Source organism: Bradyrhizobium erythrophlei (genome assembly GCF_900129505.1).
GTDB classification, from domain to species: domain Bacteria; phylum Pseudomonadota; class Alphaproteobacteria; order Rhizobiales; family Xanthobacteraceae; genus Bradyrhizobium; species Bradyrhizobium erythrophlei_D.
Genome location: NZ_LT670818.1, coordinates 1636313 through 1660001, shown reverse-complemented (window position 1 = coordinate 1660001; position 23689 = coordinate 1636313). Strand labels below are relative to the sequence as shown.

Annotated in this window: 26 protein-coding genes and 1 pseudogene; 16 read left to right on the top strand and 11 right to left on the bottom strand. The window is 63.7% G+C overall.

The window, feature by feature from the left end:
• Positions 1 to 13 precede the first annotated feature (13 nt).
• The 3 genes from B5525_RS07795 to B5525_RS47135 all read left to right on the top strand — a co-directional run bounded on the left by B5525_RS07795 (position 14) and on the right by B5525_RS47135 (position 1994).
• Positions 14 to 283 carry an RNA-binding S4 domain-containing protein gene (locus tag B5525_RS07795; RefSeq protein ID WP_079565484.1) on the top strand — a complete coding sequence of 90 codons (270 nt, stop codon included), beginning with the start codon at positions 14 to 16 and terminating at the stop codon, positions 281 to 283.
• A 133-nt stretch (positions 284 to 416) separates the two neighbouring features.
• Positions 417 to 755: a ferredoxin FdxA gene (fdxA, locus tag B5525_RS07790; RefSeq protein ID WP_079565483.1), complete on the top strand. Its 339-nt coding sequence runs from the start codon at positions 417 to 419 to the stop codon at positions 753 to 755.
• Between the two features lie 141 nt (positions 756 to 896).
• Positions 897 to 1994, top strand: a complete 1098-nt coding sequence (locus B5525_RS47135) for a CarD family transcriptional regulator (RefSeq protein WP_276328842.1) — start codon at positions 897 to 899, stop codon at positions 1992 to 1994.
• Positions 1995 to 2183: 189 nt separating this feature from the next.
• On the opposite strand, the gene B5525_RS07780 is transcribed toward B5525_RS47135, so the two are convergent.
• Complete coding sequence (locus B5525_RS07780; protein ID WP_079565481.1) at positions 2184 to 3638, bottom strand: M48 family metalloprotease; 1455 nt, start codon at positions 3636 to 3638, stop codon at positions 2184 to 2186.
• 60 nt (positions 3639 to 3698) lie between these two features.
• Positions 3699 to 4475, bottom strand: a complete 777-nt coding sequence (locus tag B5525_RS07775) for a thermonuclease family protein (protein WP_079565480.1) — start codon at positions 4473 to 4475, stop codon at positions 3699 to 3701.
• A gap of 197 nt (positions 4476 to 4672) precedes the next feature.
• Between B5525_RS07775 and B5525_RS07770 the strand changes: the two genes are divergently transcribed.
• From B5525_RS07770 to B5525_RS07760, 3 genes are read left to right on the top strand one after another with little or no spacing between them, the layout of a single operon-like run.
• The gene (locus B5525_RS07770) at positions 4673 to 5236 is read left to right on the top strand and encodes a DUF962 domain-containing protein (protein ID WP_079565479.1); all 564 of its coding nucleotides are present in this window, start codon (positions 4673 to 4675) and stop codon (positions 5234 to 5236) included.
• Positions 5233 to 6285, top strand: a complete 1053-nt coding sequence (locus B5525_RS07765; protein WP_079565478.1) for an NAD-dependent epimerase/dehydratase family protein — start codon at positions 5233 to 5235, stop codon at positions 6283 to 6285. Before B5525_RS07770 ends, B5525_RS07765 begins: the two co-directional genes overlap by 4 nt.
• 47 nt (positions 6286 to 6332) lie before the next feature.
• Positions 6333 to 6938, top strand: a complete 606-nt coding sequence (locus tag B5525_RS07760) for a methyltransferase family protein (RefSeq protein WP_244567852.1) — start codon at positions 6333 to 6335, stop codon at positions 6936 to 6938.
• Positions 6939 to 7069: 131 nt separating this feature from the next.
• On the opposite strand, the gene B5525_RS07755 is transcribed toward B5525_RS07760, so the two are convergent.
• Positions 7070 to 8086, bottom strand: a complete 1017-nt coding sequence (locus tag B5525_RS07755; RefSeq protein ID WP_079565476.1) for a LysM peptidoglycan-binding domain-containing protein — start codon at positions 8084 to 8086, stop codon at positions 7070 to 7072.
• A 341-nt stretch (positions 8087 to 8427) separates the two neighbouring features.
• Positions 8428 to 9111 carry a hypothetical protein gene (locus tag B5525_RS07750; RefSeq protein ID WP_079565475.1) on the bottom strand — a complete coding sequence of 228 codons (684 nt, stop codon included), beginning with the start codon at positions 9109 to 9111 and terminating at the stop codon, positions 8428 to 8430.
• Positions 9112 to 9498: 387 nt separating this feature from the next.
• Here B5525_RS07750 and B5525_RS07745 point away from each other — a divergent pair, with 387 nt between their 5' ends.
• The 4 genes from B5525_RS07745 (at position 9499) to B5525_RS07730 (ending at position 13049) form a co-directional block, all read left to right on the top strand.
• A complete protein-coding gene (locus B5525_RS07745; RefSeq protein WP_079565474.1) occupies positions 9499 to 9912 on the top strand; it encodes a VOC family protein in 414 nt (137 codons plus the stop codon).
• 190 nt (positions 9913 to 10102) lie between these two features.
• Complete coding sequence (locus B5525_RS07740) at positions 10103 to 11308, top strand: ABC transporter substrate-binding protein (RefSeq protein ID WP_079565473.1); 1206 nt, start codon at positions 10103 to 10105, stop codon at positions 11306 to 11308.
• Positions 11309 to 11472: 164 nt separating this feature from the next.
• Positions 11473 to 12264 (top strand): enoyl-CoA hydratase, encoded by a 792-nt coding sequence (locus tag B5525_RS07735; RefSeq protein ID WP_079565472.1) that lies wholly within the window; start codon positions 11473 to 11475, stop codon positions 12262 to 12264.
• Positions 12265 to 12284: 20 nt separating this feature from the next.
• On the top strand, positions 12285 to 13049 hold the full coding sequence (locus B5525_RS07730) for a hypothetical protein (RefSeq protein ID WP_079573066.1): 765 nt from the start codon (positions 12285 to 12287) through the stop codon (positions 13047 to 13049).
• Positions 13050 to 13210: 161 nt separating this feature from the next.
• Here B5525_RS07730 and B5525_RS07725 read toward each other — a convergent pair whose 3' ends face one another.
• The 3 genes from B5525_RS07725 to B5525_RS07715 all read right to left on the bottom strand — a co-directional run bounded on the left by B5525_RS07725 (position 13211) and on the right by B5525_RS07715 (position 16431).
• Positions 13211 to 14017, bottom strand: coding sequence for an enoyl-CoA hydratase/isomerase family protein (locus tag B5525_RS07725; protein ID WP_079565471.1), 807 nt, complete (start codon positions 14015 to 14017; stop codon positions 13211 to 13213).
• A 52-nt stretch (positions 14018 to 14069) separates the two neighbouring features.
• Positions 14070 to 15230 (bottom strand): acyl-CoA dehydrogenase family protein, encoded by a 1161-nt coding sequence (locus B5525_RS07720; RefSeq protein WP_079565470.1) that lies wholly within the window; start codon positions 15228 to 15230, stop codon positions 14070 to 14072.
• 136 nt (positions 15231 to 15366) lie between these two features.
• A complete protein-coding gene (locus tag B5525_RS07715; protein WP_079573064.1) occupies positions 15367 to 16431 on the bottom strand; it encodes an acyl-CoA dehydrogenase family protein in 1065 nt (354 codons plus the stop codon).
• Positions 16432 to 16704: 273 nt separating this feature from the next.
• Here B5525_RS07715 and B5525_RS07710 point away from each other — a divergent pair, with 273 nt between their 5' ends.
• Positions 16705 to 17487 (top strand): SDR family NAD(P)-dependent oxidoreductase, encoded by a 783-nt coding sequence (locus tag B5525_RS07710; protein ID WP_079573062.1) that lies wholly within the window; start codon positions 16705 to 16707, stop codon positions 17485 to 17487.
• Between the two features lie 176 nt (positions 17488 to 17663).
• Here the strand turns inward: B5525_RS07710 and B5525_RS46145 are convergent.
• The 3 genes and pseudogenes from B5525_RS46145 to B5525_RS07695 all read right to left on the bottom strand — a co-directional run.
• A pseudogene (locus tag B5525_RS46145) lies at positions 17664 to 17783 on the bottom strand (GlsB/YeaQ/YmgE family stress response membrane protein); the annotation flags it as partial.
• 646 nt (positions 17784 to 18429) lie between these two features.
• On the bottom strand, positions 18430 to 18708 hold the full coding sequence (locus tag B5525_RS07700; RefSeq protein ID WP_079565468.1) for a GlsB/YeaQ/YmgE family stress response membrane protein: 279 nt from the start codon (positions 18706 to 18708) through the stop codon (positions 18430 to 18432).
• A gap of 51 nt (positions 18709 to 18759) precedes the next feature.
• Complete coding sequence (locus tag B5525_RS07695) at positions 18760 to 19320, bottom strand: YidB family protein (protein ID WP_079565467.1); 561 nt, start codon at positions 19318 to 19320, stop codon at positions 18760 to 18762.
• A 147-nt stretch (positions 19321 to 19467) separates the two neighbouring features.
• Here B5525_RS07695 and B5525_RS07690 point away from each other — a divergent pair, with 147 nt between their 5' ends.
• The 3 genes from B5525_RS07690 to B5525_RS07680 all read left to right on the top strand — a co-directional run bounded on the left by B5525_RS07690 (position 19468) and on the right by B5525_RS07680 (position 21621).
• Complete coding sequence (locus B5525_RS07690) at positions 19468 to 20499, top strand: 2-dehydropantoate 2-reductase (protein ID WP_079565466.1); 1032 nt, start codon at positions 19468 to 19470, stop codon at positions 20497 to 20499.
• 27 nt (positions 20500 to 20526) lie between these two features.
• Positions 20527 to 21243, top strand: coding sequence for an MgtC/SapB family protein (locus B5525_RS07685; RefSeq protein ID WP_079565465.1), 717 nt, complete (start codon positions 20527 to 20529; stop codon positions 21241 to 21243).
• A 135-nt stretch (positions 21244 to 21378) separates the two neighbouring features.
• The gene (locus B5525_RS07680) at positions 21379 to 21621 is read left to right on the top strand and encodes a hypothetical protein (protein WP_079565464.1); all 243 of its coding nucleotides are present in this window, start codon (positions 21379 to 21381) and stop codon (positions 21619 to 21621) included.
• A gap of 112 nt (positions 21622 to 21733) precedes the next feature.
• Here B5525_RS07680 and B5525_RS07675 read toward each other — a convergent pair whose 3' ends face one another.
• Positions 21734 to 22246: a hypothetical protein gene (locus tag B5525_RS07675; RefSeq protein WP_244568011.1), complete on the bottom strand. Its 513-nt coding sequence runs from the start codon at positions 22244 to 22246 to the stop codon at positions 21734 to 21736.
• Between the two features lie 409 nt (positions 22247 to 22655).
• Between B5525_RS07675 and B5525_RS07670 the strand changes: the two genes are divergently transcribed.
• Positions 22656 to 23246 carry a sterol desaturase family protein gene (locus tag B5525_RS07670; protein WP_154073124.1) on the top strand — a complete coding sequence of 197 codons (591 nt, stop codon included), beginning with the start codon at positions 22656 to 22658 and terminating at the stop codon, positions 23244 to 23246.
• 7 nt (positions 23247 to 23253) lie between these two features.
• Positions 23254 to 23685 carry a hypothetical protein gene (locus B5525_RS07665; protein ID WP_079565461.1) on the top strand — a complete coding sequence of 144 codons (432 nt, stop codon included), beginning with the start codon at positions 23254 to 23256 and terminating at the stop codon, positions 23683 to 23685.
• Positions 23686 to 23689 lie beyond the last annotated feature (4 nt).

Below are 23689 nucleotides of genomic sequence, written 5' to 3'. Positions count from 1 at the left end.
GTCATGGTGTCGCTTGGAGCGCCAGCGTCTCGATAAATGGTTGTGGCACGCGCGGGTGGTGAAGGCCCGCACCTCGGCCGCCGCTTTGGTCGAAGCCGGCCATGTCCGCATCAACGGCGTGCGCGAAAAGGCGCCGGGACATGCGGTCAAGGCCGGCGACGTCCTCACCATCGGGCTCGATCGCACCGTGCGCGTGCTCAAGGTGATTGGATTCGCGGAGCGGCGGGGCGATGCGGCGGCGGCGCGCGTGCTGTATGATGATTTGCAGGACAGCCAGGAATAACTATCTGCGGTCAGGCGCTTCGGCCGGCCGAGAGGCTGGCAAAAACGCCGCCCCGAAGTGCAGCGCTTCCCTTGCGGCTGGGGTGTTCCTGCGCTAGGCAACCCACATAAAATTGACCGTTTCGGAGCCCTGGATGACTTACGTCGTCACTGAAGCCTGCATCAAGTGCAAATATACCGATTGCGTCGAAGTCTGTCCCGTGGATTGCTTCTATGAGGGCGAGAACATGCTGGTCATCCATCCGGACGAATGCATCGATTGCGGGGTGTGCGAGCCCGAATGCCCCGCCGACGCCATCAAGCCGGACACCGAGCCGGGCCTGGAGAAGTGGCTGGAAGTGAATACCGAATACGCCAAGAGCTGGCCGAACATCACCCAGAAGAAGGAATCCCCGCCCGACGCGAAGGATTTCGAGGGCAAGGAAGGTAAATTCGAGAAATATTTTTCTCCGAAGCCCGGCAGCGGGGACTGACCCCGGACTTACCCCAGCCTCGCCCCAGGCACGCCCAGTCTGGTTTCCACTTAACCCTAATCCCGGTCTCGTCGCCAAAAATGCCGCCCGAACGCCCTACACGGGGCGTAAATCATTGATTTTCGCGGAAAATGTGCTATATTGGGCACATTCAAGCCGAACCCGTCAGCCGCGTATCTGGCCCCTATGGGTTCCCGTGAAAAACATCGAACAGGGGCGTGGCAGTTCCGCGCGCAGGCTGTGTCACAGAAAACGCGTAAAAAGAGTGCTTCCAAGGTTACCAAGAAAGCCGCTGCGGTCAGCCGTGGTGCAACCAAGAGCCGTGCCCGGGCGTCTGTAAAGGATACCCGGACCGCCGCGAAGGCCTCGGCTGCCAAGTCCTCAAAGAACAAAAGAAGCGCAATGCCAAACAAGACTGCAAAAACTGCCGCGAAAGCGACGGGTTCGAAGGCTACTGCCTCGAAGGTCGCCCCCAAGACTTTCGCTCCGAAGACTTTCGCTCCGAAGACTGCCGCTCCTGCTCCGAAGGCCGCCGCCAAGCCGGTCGTTGCGCACAAGCCCGCCGTCGCCGCCAAGCCCCCCATCAGTAAGCCGGTGGCTGCCGCTGCGCCGCGCGTGGAGGAGCCGAAGAAGGTCCTGACCCAGCGTCAGGGCTTCAAGACCAATGAGTTCGTGGTGTACCCCGCGCACGGCGTTGGCCAGATCCTGGCCATCGAAGAGCAGGAGATCGCCGGCGCCAAGCTTGAGCTGTTCGTGATCAATTTCATGAAGGACAAGATGACGCTGCGGGTGCCGACCGCCAAGGTCGCCAATGTCGGCATGCGCAAGCTGTCGGAGCCGGCGCTGGTGAAGAAGGCGCTGGAAACCCTCAAGGGCCGCGCGCGCGTCAAGCGCACGATGTGGTCGCGCCGGGCCCAGGAATACGAAGCCAAGATCAATTCCGGGGACATCGTGGCGATCGCCGAAGTGGTGCGCGATCTCTATCGCTCGGAATCGCAGCCCGAGCAGTCCTACAGCGAACGCCAGCTCTATGAAGCCGCACTCGACCGCCTGTCGCGTGAAATCGCCGTCGTGCAGCACGTGACGGAAACCGAAGCCGTGAAGGAAATCGAAGGCCAGCTGGCCAAAAGCCCGCGCCGCGGCGCCAAGGCGGAAACCGAAGCCGAGGCCGACGGTGAAGCCGACGCCGACGCGGATACCGACGGCGACGATGCCGCGGTCGCCGACGAAGCGGCGTAAGCCGCGCTTCTCGCGAATGCCAAACAATCAAAAGCCCGGTCGCAAGACCGGGCTTTTTGTTGACTGTCGTCCCTCGTTCGTCATTCCGGGGCGCCCGCGCATTCGCGTGGACGAACCCGGAATCCAGAAGTTGTCGCGAGATTCCGGGTTCGCGCCAATGCGCGCCCGGGCTGATGCGCTTGCGCAGCGTCAATCCACCACGATCTTCACGAGATCGCGCACCTTGACCTGGGCGTGGGCATCGAGGCCGTTGAGGATGCGGAAGCGCTCGGCGGGGCGGTCGACGCCGGTCATGCGGTGCGACAGCGATTCCACGGTATCGCCGGGCTGCACGGTGATGACCTTGATCCGCAGCGGGCGCGCGGCCTGGATTTCCTCCAGCGTCAGCCGGCGGAAGGAATTGACGGTTTCGCGCGCGTTGCGCTCGCTCTCGGTGTTCTTCTGCTTGGCCGCGAAGATGAAGCGGTAGACGTCGGTGCCGAACCGCAGCGCGTAGACCTTGAACTCCCATTGGTCGCCATGGGCGCTGGCGGATGCGGCCGGGAAGCCGTTGATGGTGCTGTCCTCGGTCGAAGACTTGTCGACCCCTTCCATCCAGCCGGAGTTGAGATATTCGCCGAGCGACTGCTCCGCCGGCACCCGCACCACGTCGAAGCGCATCGCCTGCGTGCCGCCCTCGCGCACGCCGATCACGGCCTGCGCGGTATTGTCGAGCGTGAAGTTGTCGGGCGCGGTGAAGGTGAAGCCGAGCTTGGGATGCAGGAAGCGGTGGCCGCGAACGAAGCCCTCGCTCGGATCCTCGCCATAGACGATGTTGTCGATCGCGGTGAGATAGGTTTCGCGATCACGCTCCCCGTTGTCGGGTGACACATATTGCCGCGCGCTGTTCTGCGCGTTCTGGACGCGCTCCGGCGTCGCCGGATGCGACGACAGAAAATCCTGCGCGCGCGGGTCGATCGAACTCTTGCCGGCCTTCAGCTCGGCATTGCGCTCCATCGAGGTCAGGAAGCGCGCAGCACCATAGGGGTCGAAATGGGCGCGCGCCGAAATTCCGACGCCGATGCCGTCCGCCTCGAATTCCTGGGCGCGCGAGAAGCTCGCCATCGTCAGCTTGGTCTTGGCGAGCGCCAGCGCGGTCAGATCCGGATCGTTGCTCATGTCGGTGACGACGCGGGTGACGATCGCGGCCTGGCGCGCCTGGTCCTCGCGGATCGCGGCGTGCTTGGCGATGACATGCGCCATCTCGTGGCTCAGCACCGACGACAGCTCGGAGGTGTCGCTGGCGAGCGCGATCAGGCCGCGCGTCACATAAAGCTGGCCGGTCGGCAGCGCGAACGCGTTGACCGCGCCGGAATTAAGGATCGTCACCTTGTAGCCCTGGTCGGGACGGTCGGACGCCGCCACCAGCCGGTCGACCGTCTTGCCGATCAGGGCTTCCAGCTTCGGATCGTCATAGGCGCCGCCATAGGAGGAGAGAATGCGCTCATGCTCGCGCTCCGCGGCCGGCGTCTGCACCACGGTGCGGTTGGGCTTGATCGGGGGGGCCGCGGGGGCTGCGGTCTGTAACCGGCCCATATCGCCGCAGGCCGACAGCAGGAGCGCCGCGCACAGCAGAACAGGCGCAGCCCAAAGGCCGCGGCTCATCCTTCCCTCGCGCCGTCCCGCAAACTCCGCCACTTCGGCTACTCTTTTTGCTTTGCCGGGCTAGCTCCCGCCCAGCACCTCAATTTGCCCCACATGGAGCGCTTCGATTCGCGGCCCAGTCCGCGATTCGACCCAGCCACGGACACGAATCCGCTTGCTTTCAAGGGACTTTAGCACGATCCCGGCGGCCTCGAACGCCGGCAGCATGCGCCTTGAAATAGTGACAGCGAAGTCGTGTGTCCAGTTCCGTCCGAAGTTCAGGTACGTCGTTGCCCCGGCCTGCCGGACCGACAAGACCTTGCCCTCGACGACCATAAAGCGCCCTATCCCGGCCAAAATATCGCCCGGACTTTCCGTGTTTTTTATGGCCGCGGGATCGGCCCAGACGCCTTGTTTTGCCGCGCGGCCCGTGGCCTCGGCGGCGGCAAGCAGCGCCGCACAGTCCCTGTCGCTCATGCTGCCGGAGACCAGCGCCGCGCCCTGCGCCAAAAGCTGAGCCTGTACCGAGGGTTGCGAGGGGTCGAGAAAGGCGAACGCAGGTTGACGGCCGTAACGGTCGGGCGTGTCGTCCGGCCCGAACAATTTCAGCTCGCGCCCGGCCACGATCGCCGACAGGGCCGAAATATTTTTCTTTTGTTCGCTTTCGGCCGGCTCGATGCCGGCGAGAAGCACCTCGCGGCCGTCCTCAAGGCGAAAGCTGCGGGCGTCGATCACCGCGGCGACGCGGCCCTCGCCCTGCGGCTCGAAGGAACATCCCGCCGCGATCGCCGGGCCGCTGGCGGCCACCAAGCTGCAGGTGAAGGACACTGCGACAAATTTGCGGCAATGTGCTGCCATTGTACCCGCCGAAGTGTACCCGCCGAAGCCTGATGCGGCTATGTGTTTGGAAGGAACCAAACACGTCCTTTGACTTGGGTTTGATCCCTAGTTTAAGTACCACGGCGTGTCAGCGAGGACGAGGCAATGACGCGGGCGCGCCAGCTTTTTATTGCCGCCGGCTCAGCGGCATCACACCTAGCCGCCGCGGACAGTGCATGAACAGATATTTTCGGCGCCAGCTTGCGGCCTATGTCGAATACCATCGTGATCCCTCAAACTGCGTGATGCACGTTTTCGGCATCCTGTTCCTGTTTCTGGCTGCGGTTCTCCCCCTCAGCCTATGGACCGTCCCGATATTTGGCGGCTCAACCAGCGCGGCAACCATCGCGGTCTTGCCGGTTCTGATCTACTGGTTTCTGCTCGACGCGGCGCTCGGGACGGCGATCGTCGGCGCCTCCGTCTTGTTGCTTTCGGCCGCCGCGATGATCGTGGATTATGCGAGTGCTGCCGGCGTGTGGTCGATCGCCGCGGTGTTGATCGTGATCGGCGTTGCCTTCCAGGTCGTCGGGCACCGGGTGTTCGAACGCCGACAGCCTGCGTTGCTGGACAATCCGACTCACTTGCTGCTCGGACCGATGTTCGTGATGGCGAAATTATTCATCGCGTTTGGATTCAGGCGCGACCTTGCCGTCATTATTCAGGAAACTCCGCAGCAAACGCGACGCGGTTCTTTGCTTGGTTCCGAGAACCTTCAAGGCGAGCCGGACCTGCACCCATGACACGCATACTCGTCACTGGCGGCACCGGCTTCATCGGGCTGCACCTGGTCTCGGCGCTCGTCGCGCGAGGACGACAAGTGCGGGTGCTCGATCTCCGGGCTCCCGTATGTGCCCTGCCAGGTGTCGAGTACATCGAAGGTTCGGTGCTCGATCCGGGCCGGGTGGACCGGGCTCTGGAGGGCGTCGACGAGGTCTATCATCTTGCCGGCCTGCCCGGCATGTGGATGCCCGAGAAAAGGGATTTCCATACTGTCAACTACCGCGGCACGGAGGTGGTGATTGAGGCAGCGCGCAGGCGCGGGATTGCACGGTTCCTGCACTGCTCGACGGAATCCATTCTATTCCGTGGCCCGTCGTCGGAGGGCGCTGTGGCGGATGATGCGCTGCTGCCCGCCGACGATGCGCCGGGGCCTTATACTCGCTCGAAACTGCTGGCGGAGCGGCTTGCAATGCAGGCTGCGGCATCCGGTTTTCCGGTCATCGTTGGCTGCCCCACCATGCCCATCGGGCCCCATGACCGCAATCTCACGCCACCCACCGCCATGCTCCGACACTTTCTCGGCGGGCGGTTTCAATTCTACGTCGATTTTGCCGTGAATCTCGTTGACGTACGCGACGCCGCAGCGGGCCTGATCCTTGCGATGGAACGCGGAAAAATTGGACACCGCTATATTCTCGGCGGTGAAAGTCTCCCGCTGAAGACAATTCTTCAGCTCGTGGCCGCGATCAGCGGTCGCCGCAGCGTGTTGATTCCGGTTCCCGGCCGGATTGCGGAAACAGCGGCCGCGATCCTGGAACTGATCGCCGATCGCGTGACGCACAAAGCCCCCTCCGGCACGGCGGAAGGTGTTCGAATTGCATCACGCGCGCGGGCGCTATCGATCGAAAAAGCGCAGCGTGAGCTGGGCTACGCGCCGCGGCCCGTCGAGTCGGCGTTGCGGGAGACGGTTCTTTACCTTCTTGGCACCGAAAATGACCGGTATGAACCTGGCTCCTCGCCGGATCGGGATACTAGATCCTTTCACCCCAATCGCCGGTATGGCGTTTGATGTAATCGCGGAATACTCTCCGCAACGTGTTACAGGATACGCTGAAATTGTTGGATTTCGTCTGGAGCGGCTGGACGGCTACCTGGCCCACCCAATTGCTGGCGGTCATCTGGATTGCGTGGCTCATCAGCTGGGTTGCGGCATCTTTTTGGTCCGGTCGAACTCAAAAACACGTGATGACCTGGGATTCGCAGGCCTACCGCATTCCCATTCTGGCGGGCGCCATTCTCTTTACGCCCTGGACCGCGGAGATCCTGCGCGAAAAACCGGTGTGGCAGTTTGGCAACGCCGGTGTCTACGTGCTCGCGGGCCTGACCGTGGCGGGGATTTCGTTCACCTGGTGGGCGCGACTTCATCTTGGACGTTTTTGGTCGAACGCCATTACCCGGAAGGAAGGCCATCGCGTCATTGACACCGGTCCATACGGACTGGTGCGCCACCCGATCTATACGGGGCTCATCGCGGGAATGCTGGCAACGGGTGTGGCGGTGGGAACACTGACCGCGATGTTGGGCGCGGTTCTGATCTCCCTCGGCATGTGGCAGAAGGCGCGTATGGAGGAACGCTTCCTTACGATCGAACTCGGTGCCGATGCATACGGGCGGTACTGCCGGCGGGTTCCGATGTTGGTTCCATTCCTGAGACCGCGTTAGCGCTGGTATCGCTCGTAGAATGGGCCGAATTCTTGCGAAACCCATTGGACGCATTGGACGGCGATGAGGGTTCCGCAAGAGCTCAACCATCCCACGCGACCGGCGCGGAAGTGCTCTGCGGATCCACTTTGTCAGTGCCGGGGCGGCGCGTGCGCGGAGACTTCGGCGAGCGGCTCCAGATGGCGCGGAACGATGATGCGCTCGCCGGGCACCAGCGGTGCGTTGTCCGGCCCCTTGTTCATCTGGGTGAGCGACCAGAGCGGCAAGTGGTAAGACGCTGCAATCGACTGCAGCGTATCGCCCGGACGTGCCGGTACCAGCATGCCGCTGTCCCACAGCTCGATTTCGGCACTTGCAGGAACGACATAGCGAAGCGGTAGGGCCTCGTCTCCTGCCTTCGAAGGCGTCTTGGCGAGCTGCAAAATCTTGCTGACCAATTGGGCGTGGACCTGGTCCATCTTTTCGATGTTGATGTGGGTAACCTCGTCATGTTCGGAGAGATCGAAGCTGGCGTAATGGCCCTGATAGCCTTTGCTCGGCTTGACATCGCCGCCGCCCAACACGCTCTTCGACAGGAAGATGTTGATGAAACGTTCGACGTTGAGCGGGACGCTCGGGGTGACGTGCGCTGGATCGATGGTGACAACCAGGCTGACCGGGATGTTTTCGTCCTGCAGTATTTCGGCGAACTTCACCGAGCAATAGCCGCCCATCGAGTGACCGATCAAGACAATCGGAGCCGGATTCTCGCGATACTCACGAATGGCCTTGTCGGCGATGAAGCGGCAGATCGTGAACTCATCGACGCTCGCGGCAAAACCGGCCTGCTCGATCTTGTCGGTCAGACGGTCGATTCCGCGCGAGAAGAACGGGCCCATCGCACCACGGAACAGATAGGCGCGCGGGCGGGGCGGCTCCGTCGCGGGCAGGCCGGCGACCGGCGGCGCGACGGCGGCAGTTTCCGCGATGGTTGGGCGTGCGTTGCTTGGAGCGCGGATCGCGGGACCTGCGGATTTCGGCGGTGCCGCGGCCGTCTCGCCAGGCGCCGGGATTGGTCCCGCGATGGCCGGCTCGAAGCCGGCCCAGCCGGTACCGGCCAAAAGCATCGCCGCGACCACGGCGGTTGCAATTTGTCTCGGATTGACCATGAACTTCCTGCTTGTACTTTCGAGTTGCAGGCAAAGTATCCTGGACGCCTGTGGAGGGATCATACGGCGAGAATCCGTCACCGGCTCACGAGTGATTTTCCAGTCGGAAGCAGGCGCGTCAACCCCACCGCAGACAGCCCCCCGACCATGACAGCGGGCGTTTTTTGGCTTAGAAATGGGCGGGATTCAAGGCGCGCTTCGGGCTCGGGGCTCGGCATGGAAGCCCGGAGTACTACAGTTTTTACGTTTCGATAGAATCGAGACGCGTTTTCCTAGCGCGAACCGGTTTTCCACTTCGCTTGAAAACGCTCCCAGCTGGCCGCACTCACGATCAGTACGAATTATCTGCGCGCCGCCGGGGCGCTCACTTCCGCCCGTGGTGTCACGACAGGCTTCGGGCGACTCAACGCCACCGCATCGATGGCGCCGATCACCTTCCGCTGCATGATCTCGCTCTTGTCGATCGTGAGGTGCGCCATCCCGATCTTGCCGACGTCGATATTCTCAAGCTCCCCGTGGAACTGACTGGTCTTCGCAACGGGCTCGCCGTTTCCGTTGGCAACGTAGAAGTTGATGTAGCGCCCGACGCGCCCCGACAGGCTGGTGCGGAAGACTGAATCCAGGCCGATCGCCAGCTTGACAGGGGCGCCAAGGCGATCGAGGCGCGCCACCATATCGGGTAGCACCGTTGCCCCGGAGGAGTGCCCGACCAGAACGATGGTCCTGGTTCGTCCGCTCCTGTATTCAGCCGCGGCTTCGTCCGCGAGCGATGACCAGGAGAGGTAGTTGGCGATGGTGACGCTGAAACCCTGCTGCCGCAACTTGGCCGCGATTTCATCCAGGCCCAGTGAAAAGATATTGAGCACGCCGCGGAGGAGATAAACGTGAGTGTCGGCGGCTGCAGAACTCGCCGCGTTTCCGGGGCTGGCAACGGCACCGACCGGAACTGCCATCAGCAGGATGGCTACCGCCATCCACCGCAATGGGCGCAGCCAACGCCCCGACCGGAACTGAATCACGTCCATAAATCCAGTCTCGTTACCCGACTTCATTGGTCTTCCTCGATGCCGCTGTCGGCCGAACCGTAGTCTCCGCCTGCTCGCATCTGCAACAGCGGGCGGCGCGACGTCGAATTTTTCTCCGCGGCGCGTGTCCCTGTTGCAACACCGAGCAGGAATCCCGAATTCGTGGGAGGCGCAGGGCTGGCAGGGATTGCACGGGAACTCGCGCCGGGGGGAGCGTACAGCCGCCGCTCGCCCAAGCCGCTACGGGGGGAGCCGGACGCTCATCCCGGCTCGCCGAGGGGCCTTCCGATCAGGACAGTTCGTCTCGGGAGCCTGGCTGGGCTGGCCGCGAAGAGCCCGATCAATCATATTCTTCGAAATCGTTTCGGCGACGAAGGGGGGGGGTCGATGCAAGTCAACGGCATCGGGCATATTTTCCTGACCGCATCGAATTTCGAGCGTTCGCGCGAGTTCTACCGCAAGTTGCTGCCGTTCCTGGGGATGGCGCCCATCATCGATACCGAGACGACTTTCTACTGCGTCGGCGGCCGCACCGCCGTCGGGATCAGCGCGCCGTCGCCGGAGCACGCGGGGGCGGCCTTCGAGCAGCAGCGCGTCGGCCTGCATCATCTGTGTTTCCGCGCCCGCGAGCGCGCCGATGTCGACGAGTTGCACGGCTTCCTGTGCACGCTCGGCGTCACCATCATCCGCGCGCCGCGCGAGGACCAATGGGCGCCGGGATATTATTCACTGCTGTTCGAGGATCCCGACGGCATCAGGCTCGAGCTCAATCACGTGCCCGGGAAGGGGTTGCTGGGGTGATTGGCAGTGATCGCGAGCATGACAGGCATCTTTGCAATTTTTGATCATTCCGTTTTGCGGAAATTGAAGTCAATCGCATTGACCCATCCCTCCGGCTCCGCGGCTTGCCGCTATAGCTTGCATGCGGCATGATCGCGGCAACTGACAAAGCGCTGCGAAATCAAGGCGGCAGCCGACAGGGAGGCTTTCCATGAAACGGGTTCTTACCGGTGTCTTCGCGACAGCACTGGCGCTGGCCGCCACGGGTGCATTCGCGCAAGGCAAGCCGCCGTTAAAACTCGGCGGCATTCTCGACATGTCGGGCCTCTATGCCGACATCACCGGATCCGGCAGCGAGACCGCGGCGAAGATGGCGGCGGAGGATTTCGGCGGTGAGGTGCTCGGCCGCAAGATCGAGATCATCGCGGCGGATCATCTCAACAAGGCCGATCTCGCCGCCAACATCGCCCGCGACATGCTCGACAACCAGGGCGTCGAGATGATCTACGACGTGGCGGCCTCTGCCACCGCGCTCGCCGCCGGCGAGATCGCGAAGGCGCGCAACAAGATCATCATGTTCAACGGCCCGGGCTCGATCCGCCTCTCCAACGAGGCCTGCGGCCCCTATACCGTGCATTATGTGTTCGACACTTTCGCGCAAGCCAACGTCACCGGGCTTGCCGCGGTCAAATCGGGCCTCGACAGCTGGTTCTTCCTCACCGCGGATTACGCGTTCGGCCAGGACCTGGAAAAGGACACCACCAATGTGGTGCTGAAGTCCGGCGGCAAGGTGCTGGGCAGCGTCCGGCATCCGCTCAACACCTCGGATTTCTCTTCCTATCTGCTGCAGGCGCAGGCTTCGAAGGCCAAGGTGATCGGGCTTGCCAACGCCGGCGGCGACACCATCAACGCCATCAAGCAGGGCGCCGAGTTCGGCCTGATGAAGGGCGGCCAGAAGATGTCGCCGCTGCTGGCCTTCGTCACCGATATCGACAGCGTCGGGCTCGAGACCGCGCAGGGGCTGCTGCTGGCTGAAGCCTTTTACTGGGATTTAAACGACGATACCCGCGCATTTACAAAGCGCTTCATGGAGCGCACCAAGCGGGTGCCGACCTCGGCGCAGGCCGGCGTCTATTCGTCGGTGATGCACTATCTGCAGGCGGTGAAGGCCGCCGGTACCACCGACTCAGCCGCCGTGATGAAGGTCATGAAGGACACCCCGATCAACGACTTCTTCGCCAAGAACGGCCGCATCCGCGAGGACGGCCGCATGGTGCACGACATGTATCTGTTCGAGGTCAAGAAGCCCTCGGAATCGAAAGGCCGCTGGGACGACTACAAGCTGCTGGCGACCGTGCCGGGCAACGAGGCATTCCAGTCGCTGGAATTGTCGCGCTGCCCGCTGGTGAAGAAGTGACGAAGTGATGAAGTCACGCATTTAGCGAAGCCGTCATTCCGGGGCGATGCGAAGCATCGAACCCGGAATCTCGAGATTCCCCGATGCGCAATTGCGCATCTGAGGTCTGGTCCTTCGGACCATCCCGGAATGACGAAATACAAACAACAACGAAAGCAAAACTCATGTCCAACGACATCGTCCTGCAAAACCTCGACCAGGGCCTGCTCACGATCACCATGAACCGCCCCGACCGGCGCAACGCGCTCAATCCGGACATGACGCGCGGGCTGGTGGAGGCGGCGCGGCGCGCGGCGGAGGATCATCAGGTTCGCGCGGTATTGCTCAAGGGCGCGGGCGGCACGTTCTGCGTCGGCGGCGACGTCAAGTCGATGGCCGAGGGGCGCGCGCCGCTGCCGTTCGAGGCCAGGATGGCAAATCTTCGCCGCGGCATGGAAGTCTCGCGCATCCTGCACGAGATGCCGAAGCCCGTGGTGGCGCAGGTCGACGGCGCGGCCGCGGGCGCGGGGCTTTCGATCGCGCTATCCTGCGATCTCCGCGTGGCCTCCGCCTCCGTCAAGATCACCACGGCGTTCGCCAAGGTCGGATTATCGGGCGATTACGGCGGCACCTATTTTCTCACCCATCTGCTCGGCAGCGCCAAAGCGCGCGAGCTTTATCTGATGTCGCCGGTGCTGACGGCGCAGGAAGCCTTCGCGCTCGGCATCGTGACGAAAGTCGTTCCGGACGCCGAGGTCGGAGAGGCCGCGCATGAGCTGGCGATGTCGCTGGCGCAGGGTCCGTCGGTGACGCTCGGCTACATCAAGCGCAACATCAACAACGCCGAGCATTTGTCGCTGGAGGCCTGCTTCGACGCCGAGGCGATGCATCATTCGCGCTCCGGCGAGACCGCCGATCACAAGGAAGCCGCCAAAGCCTTCGTCGAGAAGCGCAAGCCCGTGTTCTCAGGTCATTGAAGATGATCGAGGCCGTTGAGATGGCGAGCTACTTGCGGCTGCGGCAAATCTGCCTGGTGGCGCCGCAACTCGAGCCCGTGATCTCCGACATCGCCGGGATCATGGGTCTGAACGTCTGCTACCGCGACGGCAACGTCGCCAAATACGGCCTGGAGAACGCGCTGCTGCCGGTCGACACCATCCTTCTGGAAGTGGTGGCGCCGTTCCAAGCAGGCACCGCGGCGGGACGGTTTCTCGACAAGACCGGCGGCCGCGGCGGCTATATGGCAATCTTCTGCTGCGACGATTCCGACGCGCGCGGCCGGCACGCCGAGAAAATCGGCGTGCGCATTGCGAACGTGATCGGGCACGCGCCCTATCACGGCGTGCAACTGCACCCCCGCGACTGCCGCGCGGCGTTCATCGAGTTCAACCACACCGACGGCAGCGACGATATTCTGGGACCCTATCCGCCGGCGGGACCCGACTGGCAGAAATCGATCCGCAAAGATGTGACGCAGGCCTTGACGGGTGTGGAGATGCAGAGCCCGGATCCCGCGGGACTGGCGGAGCATTGGGGGCGGATTCTCGGAATTGCCGTCAGCAAGGGCGCGGGCGGCGCGCCGCAATTGAAGCTGCCCAATTGCGCCTTCAGCTTCATCAAGGGCGACAGCGAGATCATGAGCGGGCTGACGTTTCGGGTCGGCGACATCGCACAGGTGCTCGGTGCGGCCAAAGCGAAGGGGCGTGCGGTGTCGGGCGATTCATTCGATCTCGGCGGGGTGACTTTTAGACTGGTGGCGTGATGCAGGCGACGCTTGCAACACTCTCTACGTCGTCCCTGCGAAAGCAGGGACCCATAACCACCGATGCCAGTAGTGAAGTGAGCTGTCGAATACCGAGCCGCAACCGAGAAGACGCGGCGTATGGGTCCTGGCTCGGAGGCCGGGACGACACCGCTTGAAAATCACCGCCCCTTGAAATTCGCGACGCGGCGCTCGGCGGTGGCCTTGACGCCTTCCTTGAAATCCTCGGTGGCGCGCAGCCGCGACTGTTCGGCGAGTTCGTGGTTGGTGGCGGCGAGCACGCGGTCGGCGAGGCCGGCGCGCATGGTGGCGCGGGTCGAGAGCAGCCCGAGCGGCGAGCATTCGGCGATTTCCTGCGCGAGCTTCATGGCCTCGGCGCGCACCTGATCCTGCGGCACGCAGACATTGGCAAGCCCCATCCGGGTCGCTTCCTCGCCGGTAACGCGGCGGCTGGTGTAGAAGATAAGTTCGGCGTTGTTCTTGCCGACCAGTTCAGGCAGCGTCGTCGTCAGTCCAAAGCCCGGATGAAAGCCGAGTTTGGTAAAATTGGCGGAGAAACGCGCCTCGGGGCAAGTGACGCGGAAATCAGCCGATACCGCAAGGCCGAGCCCGCCGCCGATCGCCGCACCATGGACGGCGGCCACGATTGGTTTCCTGGCGCGGAAGATGCGCACCGCGTGCAGATAGAGGCTGTTGATCGAGCCGAGGCTGTCGGCGGGGTCGCCTTTGGCCTCGCGCGCCTCCTGCGCCTGCCGCGCCGGGTCGTTGAAATTGGCGCCAGCGCAGAACGCCTTGCCTTGCGCCATCAGCACCGAGGACCGGATTTCGATATCCTGGTCGAATTCCTCCAGCGCATCGGCGATCTGGTTGATCAGCGAGATGTCGAAGAAATTCAGCGGCGGCCGCTGGATCTCGATGGTGCCGACATGGCCGACCTTTGCAACGCCGATATCCGTGAACGTGGTCATGGGTTATCCCTCGATGAATTCGGTTTGAATTAGCGCAGGCCGGCCCGCGCGCCTAGCGCAGACCGAGCCCGCGCGCGATGATGCCGCGCAGCACCTCGGTGGTGCCTCCCTGGATGGTCAGTTTCGGCGCGGTCTTGATCGCGAACGACAATTGCCTCTCCAGCGTTTCGTGGTTGCTCGCGTTTTCGTCGACGAAGGCGGCGAGGTCGCGCACCCGGTGCGGCAATTGCTGCTCCCAGACCGTGCCGATGTCCTTGACGATCGAGGCTTCCACCACCGGCTCCTTGCCGGCCTGCAGCATGCCCGCGACCGAGACCGACATCCGCCGCATGGTGTGGAGCTGGGCCACCAGCCGTCCGATGCCTTCGGCGCTGCGGGTGTCAGGATTGTTGCCGACCGCGCGGACCAGTTCCGTCAGCACGTAATAGGTTTCGAGGAATCGCTCCGGCCCGGAGCGTTCATACGCGAGTTCGGATGTCGCCTGCTTCCAGGCGCCGTCGATTTCGCCGAGCACATGGTCGTCGGGCATGAAGGCGTCGGTGAACACCACCTCGTTGAATTCGAACTGTCCGGTGATCTGGCCGATCGGGTTGACCTTGATGCCCGGCGTCTTCATGTCGACCAAAAATTGCGTGAGGCCGTGGCGGCGGTTTTCCTTGGTGGACGGCGAGGTGCGGAAGATCGCGATCATGTAGTCGGCGATATGCGCCGACGAGGTCCAGATCTTGGTGCCGTTGATCAGCCAGCCGCCGTCGGTTTTTGTCGCTTTTGTCTTGGCCGCGAACAGGTCCGAGCCCGAATTCGGCTCGCTCATGCCGATGGCAAAACAGACCTCACCGCGGCAGATGCGCGGCAGAATGTCCATCTTGATCCGCTCGGGCGCGTATTTCAGAAGCACCGGGCCGCTCTGCCGGTCGGCGACGAAGAAGCGCCGCGTCGGCGCGTTGGCGACGCGCATCTCCTCGGTCACCACGTAGCGTTCGAGGAAGGAGCGCTCATGGCCGCCATATTGCTTCGGCCAGGTCATGCCGATCCAGCCGCGCTCGCCGACCCGGCGGGAAAACTCCTTGGCGTCGGCGTCTTCGCGATTGGGCTTGAACGGGTTGAAGGTGCCGGCCGCGATCTCGTCGGCGAGAAATGCGCGCACTTCCTTGCGCAATTTTTCGCATTCGGGCGGCAGGCGGATCGGATCGAAACGAAGGGCTGCGGTCATGTTAGAGGATGTCCCAAGTGCGGATGTAGTTTTGAGCGTGGGAATCGAGATATCTGGTCACTGGAAGTGCGCCCCCTCTCCCGTCGGGAGAGGTGAAGGAAGCCGCGTGCGCCGTGTCTTTGTTCATGGGGTCTACTCAGCGCGAGGCCACCAGCGGCCACAATTCGTCGGCGCCGCGCGCGGCGACGAGCTTGCCGAGTTCCACGGCCCAAAAACTCTCGGAACCGAAATCGTCGCGCCAGGCCAGCGCGCGCAAGGAGTAGCGATGCAGGATGTGCTCGATCGTGAAGCCGATCGCGCCGTGCACCTGGTGGGCGATCGCCGCGCCCTTTTCGGCGGCTTCCGAACAGCGGATTTTTGCCGACGCCGCTTCGAGGAACATCTCGTCGTTGAACGATTTGCTGTTCGCCATGGCGTCCGCGGCCGACGTGGCCGCGGCCAGCGCCGCCGCCGACTCGCCGGCGAGTTTTGCAAGATTGTGCTGCACCGCCTGGAATTTCGAAATCTTCTTTTCGAAGGCGACGCGCTCGTTGGAGTAGCGCACGCTGACCTCGAGCATCGATTCCAGGCTGCCCGCGATCTGCAGGCTGCGCGCGACCCCGCCCATCAGCATCAACTGGGTCTGGTCGAATGCTTTCGGCGCCGGCTTGATCGTGATCGGTGCAACATTGGCAAAGGTCACGGTGTCGTTGCCGTCGCTTGCGAGATTGAGACCGGCCTCGATCTGGCATCCTGATAGTTCCACCAGCGCGATCGAGAGGCCGCTTGGGCCGTGCGCCAGCACCGCGATATGTTGGGCGTCCCTTGCAAAGGGGACGCGGCGCGCGCGGCCCAACAGGGTTCCGTCGGCATTGAGCGCGATGCGGTCCTTCGGGCTCGCAGGCGCAACCGTCATCGCGCCTTCGGGAGAAGCAATCTTCGCCTGTGCCAGCAGCCAGCCCGCGAGCATGGTTTCGGCGAGCGGCACCGCGATCGCAAAGCGCCCGGCCGCGCTCAGCACGCTGAAACCTTCGGCGAGACTGGCGCCGGAGCCGCCGCACTCCTCGGGCACCCAGGCGAGCGGCAGGCCGGCTTCGCTCAGCGCCTGCCACAGCGGCGCTTTCCAGGCGCCCTTCTTGTCGCTGTTGATGGTCTGGGCGTCGGCGAGATCGGAAAAGATCTTCTCCGCGGTCTCCGCGACAATGTTCTCACTTTCCGCCACAGCGTTCCCCGGTTTTTCGCTTCGCACGCGTCTCGCCGGCGCAGATTTTGCGCAAGCCTCGGGTGCGGTGTTTTCTTGCGCCGCATGATGAGGAAAAGCCAGTGCCATGACAAGCGCGGATCTCCGCGGGCGCCCCTGCAGCGGCGGCATGCAGTGCCGCGCGCCGGAATGATTAATTCCGGCAGGCGGAGTTTTGCCGATTTGCAGGCGTTTGGCTGCACGGTATGGTAGATCGCCGTGTGCGGCTCAGCCAAGAACGATGAGGAAATGCGGATGTCCGGGGATGGTTTGTGCGCGATTGTAACGGGTTCGGCGTCCGGCCTCGGGGCCGCGACGGCGGCCATTCTGGCCAAGGGCGGCGCGCGCATCGTCGTCAATTATTCGTCCAGCAAGAAGGAAGCCGAAGCGACCGCCGATCTCTGCCGCAGCGCGGGCGGCGAGGTGGTCGTGGTCCAGGGCGACGTATCGCGCGACGAGGATTGCCGGAAGATCGTCGCGTCCGCGGCGCCCTGGGGACGCCTCGACGCGCTGGTCAACAATGCCGGCACCACCAAGCACATGGCGCATGGCAATCTCGACGGCTTGTCGGCGGAGGATTTTCAGCGGCTGTTCGGCGTCAACACCATCGGACCGTTCCAGATGGTGCGCGCGGCGCGCGGCCTGCTGGAAGCCGGCGCCAACGCGTCGGGGTGCGCGTCGGCCGTGGTCAACGTTTCTTCAGTGGCCGGCATCAGCGGCATCGGCTCCTCGATCGCCTATGCTGCGAGCAAGGGCGCGCTCAACACCATCACCTTTTCCCTGGCGCGGGCGCTGGCGCCGCTGATCCGCGTCAACACCGTCTGTCCCGGCTATATCGACACGCCCTGGTTCACCAAGGGCCGCGGCGAGGAGGGCGCCAAGCAGGTGCGCGACAGCGTGATCGCGCGGGTGCCGCTCAAGGTCGCCTCATCCGCCGACGATATCGCGCAGCTGGTGTGCTTTCTCGCCACGCCGGCGTCGAGCAACATGACCGGCGAACTGGTGCGGATGGACGCCGGGCTGCATCTGATTACGTGAGACAACGTTGCGTTAGGCTCCCTGTCGTCCCGGCCTCCGAGCCGGGACCCAATCACAGGGGTTCATTGGACATAGGGCATCTGCCCTCGTGCCCGATCGCTATGGCACGGCGTCGCGATGAGCGCAGCAGCGCTCACGCTAGGGGTCCCGGCGTTCGCCGGGACGACGACAATCTTTCATCTGGCGCCGGGATCGGACATCACGCCGCGCGCCACCAGGCGGTTCCAGATGGACAGCACCACCAGCGCGCCGATCGTTGCCGTGATGAAGCCGGGACCCTGATCGGGTCCGTAGTGGAGCGTGCAGCTTCACCGATCCGCCAAAATTTTCCGCCCCACATGCACATCATTGTGAGCCGGGGAACTGTAGATGAACGTAACGACGGCGCTGCCCGTGCGTAAAGGCTGTAACGAACGCGTTCGTGCCAACGGAGAAATCAAATGGCTAAGCTTAAACTTCTGTCGGCTGCGCTGATCGCCGCAGCCTCGCTCGCAACTCCCGCTATGGCTCGCACGAGCCATGAAACCTCGCGGCACCGCGCAAGGGGCGCCAATGCGAGCGCCTTTGACGGCCGCGTCGGCATTTCAGCGCCGCGCGTCGGCGCATTTCCTCCGGCGCCCCCGGACGGGGAAAATTGCGACGTAGGTGATAACCCGCGCATATGCTGAAAAAGCTGCGCAGAGAAATGGATCGGTCCGGCTATGTGAGGCCCAGCTCTGGAGAGCCATGTGCGGTGCGTGCAAGCGCCCCGGTTGATGGCTAAGGTGGCTGGCCGATCAAACGACGCTCAGCAAGCCCGATGTCCGCCTTGAAGGGGTTCATTGGACATAAGGCGTCCGCCCCGTGCCCGATCGCTACGGCACGGCGTCGCGATGAGCGCAGCAGCGCTCACGCTAGGGGTCCCGGCGTTCGCCAGGCGTTCGCCGGGACGACGACAATCTTTCATCTCGCGCCGGGATCGGACATCACCCCGCGCGCCACCAGGCGGTTCCAGATGAACAGTACCACCAGCGCGCCGATCGTTGCCGTGATGAATCCGGCGCCCTGATCGGGACCGTAGTGGCCGATGGCCTGGCCGATGAAGGTCGCCAGGAACGCGCCGGCAATGCCGAGCACCGTAGTCAGGATGAAGCCTGACGGGTTGTTCGGACCGGGCGAAAGCAGCCGGGCGATAATTCCCGCGATAAAGCCGACGATGATGACCCAGATGATGCCGCTCATTGCTGTCTTCCTTTTTCAGAGAAGCGTGGTGTCAAACAGCGGTTATGGTTCTCAAATCCGGCCCGACAATTCGTTTTCAGTCGGCAGCCGTCCGTCCGGTGTCAGATGGTTGATCACGTCGGGCAGATGCTGGCTCAGCCCTGACAGCAATTCGTCGCGCGACAGGCCGCTTTGCGACATCAGGCTGTTGATCTGATCGGCGCCCAGCGCGTTGGCGAGATCGCCCGGTGCAATCTGCTTGTTCGGGCCGTTGCCGACCCATGAATTGGCGGTCTCGCCGTGGCCGCCCTGCTGCAACTGCTTGAGCAGGTCGCCGAGCCCGCCGCTGATCACGCTGCCGGCCGCGCCGCCCGCAAGCATGCCGCCCAATCCGCCCTTGAGCACGTCGCCAAGGCCTCCGCCCATTCCTCCTGCGGTGGTATTGCCGGGCGATGGCGCCGGCGCCGGACTTGCGCCCGCCGGATCGCCGCTGAAATGCTTGATCGCCTTCCAGGCGAGCAGCCCGAGGATCGCCATGGTCATGGGCGACATGCCCCCGCTGCTCTGTGCGCTCGGATTACTGGGGCCGCGCGGACCGTTCTGCATTCCATTGAGTACGTCAAGTAAGCCCATTGTCGTCTCCTCCTGAATGCCAGCCCCGCAGGCCAAAACATAACGGCGCGACATGACGGTTACAAGGCGAGGCGACGCGATGTTCGGCAGGCGCGGAGCGCAAAAGTCTGCTATCGAACCCGCTGACCAACGCAATTGAAGGATGCCATGATCTCCGACCGGCCGATCTGTGTCGCAGGCGCCGGCAGCATCGGTTGCTTTGTCGGCGGCATGTATGCGGCCGCCGGCCGCAGAGTCGCACTTTTGGCGCGGCCGCGCGTCATCGCGGAGATCGAAGGCCACGGTCTGCGATTGAGCGGCTTCGACGGTTTTGAGCGGCGGATCGAGGCGGCCCGGCTGACGCTGTCGGAAAATCCTTCAATTTTTAACAATGCCGGCGCGGTGCTGGTGGCGGTCAAGAGCGCGGACACGGCCGCCATCGCCGATCTGGTCGCGCGGCATGCGCCTCGCGACACCGTCATCATCAGCCTGCAGAACGGCGTCGGCAATGTGCCGGTGCTGCGTCAAAGATTGCCCGGGCGGCGCGTGCTGGCGGGAATGGTGGCGTTCAATGTGGTCAGTCGAGGCGAGGGCCGATTTCACCGCGCCACCTCGGGCGATATCGTCATCGAGCAGGACGAGGCCGAAACCGCGCATGCGCTGTCGGTGCCGGGGCTGAAGCTGCGCGCGAGCCCTGACATCGCCGGGGTGCAATGGGGCAAGCTCGTGGTCAATCTCAACAACGCGCTCAATGCGCTGTCGGACCTGCCGCTGCGCCAGCAGCTCGCGCAGCGCGCCTGGCGCCGGCTGTTCGCCGACCAGATGGAAGAAGGGCTCAGAGCGGTGAGGGCGGAAGGCATCAGGCCGGTGTCGCCGACGCCGGTGCCGGCGGGGTTGACATTGCGTTTGCTGCGGCTGCCCGATGCCATCTTTGCCGCGCTGCTCGCCAGCGTGATGAAGGTCGATCCGCAGGCGCGGTCGTCGATGTGGGAGGATCTGCAGCGTGATCGCCGCACCGAGATCGATTATCTGCAAGGCGTCATCATCGCCATCGCCGAGCGGCACGGCTTGCAGGTTCCGCTGTCACGCCGCGTTCTTGCACTGGTGAAGGCAGCCGAAGCCGCGGGCAAGGGCTCGCCCAAGCTGACGCCGGAGCAGATTCGCTTTCCCTCCACGTTACAAACGCAGCAAACCCGCTAGAATCGGGCAACGACTCGGCAGGTAAATATGCGCTTTCTCCAGACCTTTCAGCTCTATGATTTTCTGGACACGCTGGTCAGCCTGCTGACCGCCTTTGTGTTCGGGACCCTGATCGGCGCCGAGCGGCAATATCGCCAGCGCAGCGCCGGCTTGCGAACCAACGTGCTGGTCGCCGTCGGCGCCTCGGCGTTCGTCGACCTCGCCAATCGCCTGACCGGAGCCGAGGGCAGCGTCCGCGTGATCGCCTATGTCGTCTCCGGCATCGGATTTCTCGGCGCCGGCGCCATCATGAAGGAAGGCAGGACCGTCAGGGGCCTCAACACGGCGGCCACGCTGTGGGCCTCGGCGGCGGTCGGCTGCTGCGCGGGCGCGGATATGGTCGCGCAGGCGGCGTTGCTGACGGTGTTCGTGCTCGGCGGCAATACCCTGCTTCGTCCGCTGGTCAATGCGATCGACCGGACGCCGATCGACGAGCATGCCTCGGAAGCGAGTTACGACGTGCTGGTCTCGACCGACTCCGCCGCCATCGCGTCGGTTCGGGAAGTTCTGCTGGAAAAGCTCGAGGCCGCCAGCTATCCGGTGCGCGACACCAAGGTCGTTCATCGGCCCGGCGACATCGCCGAAATCGTCGCCACGCTGGTGAGCCAGTCGATCGAGCCGGACGAGCTTGACGCCGTGGTCGCTAGCCTCGCGGCGCAGCCCGGGGTTCGTCACGCGACCTGGAATAACCGTGCGCTCGAATGATTTGACGTCCCCGTGAGCGCGCGCTGAGGCTGAGGTCGGTCCCGACGCGAAAATTATCCGCCGGCGACGGCCTTGAAAACGCAGGGATTGCGGGTCACCTTGGCTCAAGCCGCATCGGATGCCGGGAGGAGCGAGATGAGACGAATTTGCTTCGGCCTTGCCATCGCCTCTGTCGCAATTCTCGGCGGCTCGGCTTCGATGGCGCCAGCGATCGCCGCGCCGCCGACCGTGACGCCGTCGCCGGGCTATGACGCGAGGCTGCAGGAGCAGCGCGCGGCGCAGACATATTCTGCGGCGCCCGTCTCTGAACCCTTGGTGCGCTATCCCTGGCCGCGGCCCCGGCATCACGCCAGGCGGGTTCACGAGGGCGCGTATTAAGTGATTGGGTTGATGCCGGCGCCCGCCGTGTCCGTGCGGTGTCGGTGAACGATCCGAACTCGCCTTACCGGGAATACTGGGCGGCGGTGATCACGGAACGACGGTGCACGCCTCACCCGCGCTTCTGTTTGTTCGCCTGCGCGCCGAACAGTTTCTTCAGATCCTTCAGGCTCTCGGAAAGCCGCGGCCAGTCGCAGGAAAACGAATGTTGCGCGCAACCCACGCCCTTCGGACGCGGCCGGGGCATCACGACCGGCAGCGGCACCTTTTCGGTTCGCAGGGAGGCGGGCTGCAATAATTGCTGCTCGGCCTTGGCCCTGAGCTTGGCCTCGGCGGCGATGCGGTTTTGCCGCTCCTGGTCGAGGAAGTGGGTATATTGCTCGTCGATCTTCTTCTGCTCTTCCGGTGTCGGGTTCGGGCCCACGATGTCGAAGCTGCGGTTCTGCATGAAATCGAAATAGGTATAGCCGCCGCCGGGCTTTCGCCGGCCGGCGAATTTCGCGTTGCATTCGACGAGTTGCGACGCCTTTTCTTCCCTGGTCGCGGCCTTTTCGGCCTTGTCGGCGCATTCCTCGAAATCGGCCGGCGCGCGCGACCACCACTGCGCCTGCGCGCGCGGAGGCATCAGCCCCGCGCAGGCCGCGAACGCGGCAATCAGCAAAACAGACTTAGGCGGCGCAATCACGCAACACTGTCCCACGCACACTTCTCACCACTGGTTCTACGCCACGCAATCCCGCCACCAGCAATTGTCGCCATTATCACCGTTCCTGTCACCCCCGGAATCACCGATATGCCCGGCATTTTTGACGTGATCTTTACGCAAGTACACGCTAAGAGTGTATGCATCAGAGCTGACGAGGGCAGGGGATATCAGATCGGTTTGAGGTGCATTTCAGCGCCGGCGTCGGACCGGCGGAACCCGGGGTTTCCCGAGCGGCGCAAATGGTGTTTCCTGCAGCAATTCTGGGCCCGTGCAGTCGCAAGCCACGGCGCCTTGCGCCGCGGGGCCGATTTTCGAAGGGCAGCCGGGAATGGTTCCGGTATTTCTTCGTCATGGCAGCGTCGCGGTGCTGTTGCTGGGCGTGGTCGCCGAAATAACCGCCTGGCTGTTCGGCGTCATGGCGCTGCAGCCCTTGATGGTCCTGCTCGGCGCGCTGATGTTCTATCTCAGCGAATACGGCATGCACCGTTTCGCCTTTCACGCAGCCCCGCTGTCATGGCCGCCTGCGCGCAAGCTGCAGCATCGCCTGCATTACGATCATCATGTCGAGCCGGGCCGGCTTGATCTGCTGTTCCTGCCGATCTGGTTCCTGGTGCCGAACCTGGCCGTCGCTGCCGGGTTGTTCGCGCTTCCGTTCGGACTGGAGGCCGCGTTCTCCGCGCTGCTCGGCATGATGCTGGCGATCCTGCACTATGAATGGGTGCATTACGTCGCCCATATCCCCTACCAGCCGCGGACGCGGCTCGGCCGCTGGATCAAGCAGTATCATCTGCGCCATCATTTCATCAGCGAGAAACACTGGTTCGGCGTCAGCAATCCGGCGCTCGACGGCGTGTTCGGCACCTTCCGCGGTCCCGCCGCCAGCGAAAAAAGCGCCACCACCCGCACGCTCTATTCGTGAGGTCGCCATGTCGTATCGCCATACGCAGCGCAGCCTCTGGATTATGGTTCCCTGCCTGGCCGTTGCCGCCCTCTATGCCGTGATCGCCTGGCGGAGCGGACAATGGGGACTGGTCATCGCGGTGGTCGTCCTGATCGCTGTCGCGCTCGCGTTCTCGCCGCTGACGGTCGAGGTGAACGAGAGCGAGTTGCGCTGGTATTTCGGACCGGGGTTCTGGAGCTATCGGCTGCCGCTTCCGGAAATCGAGACGGCGGCCTTGGTGCGGAACCGCTGGTGGTACGGTTGGGGCATCAGGCGGGGGCCGGGCTTCCGGCTCGATAACGTCTCCGGCCTCGATGCGGTCGAACTGCGCCTGAAATCCGGCGAGGTCCGTCGCATCGGCATCGATGATCCGCTGGCGCTTGCGGCGGCGTTGAAACCCGCGGCGCATGGCGGGTGAGGGT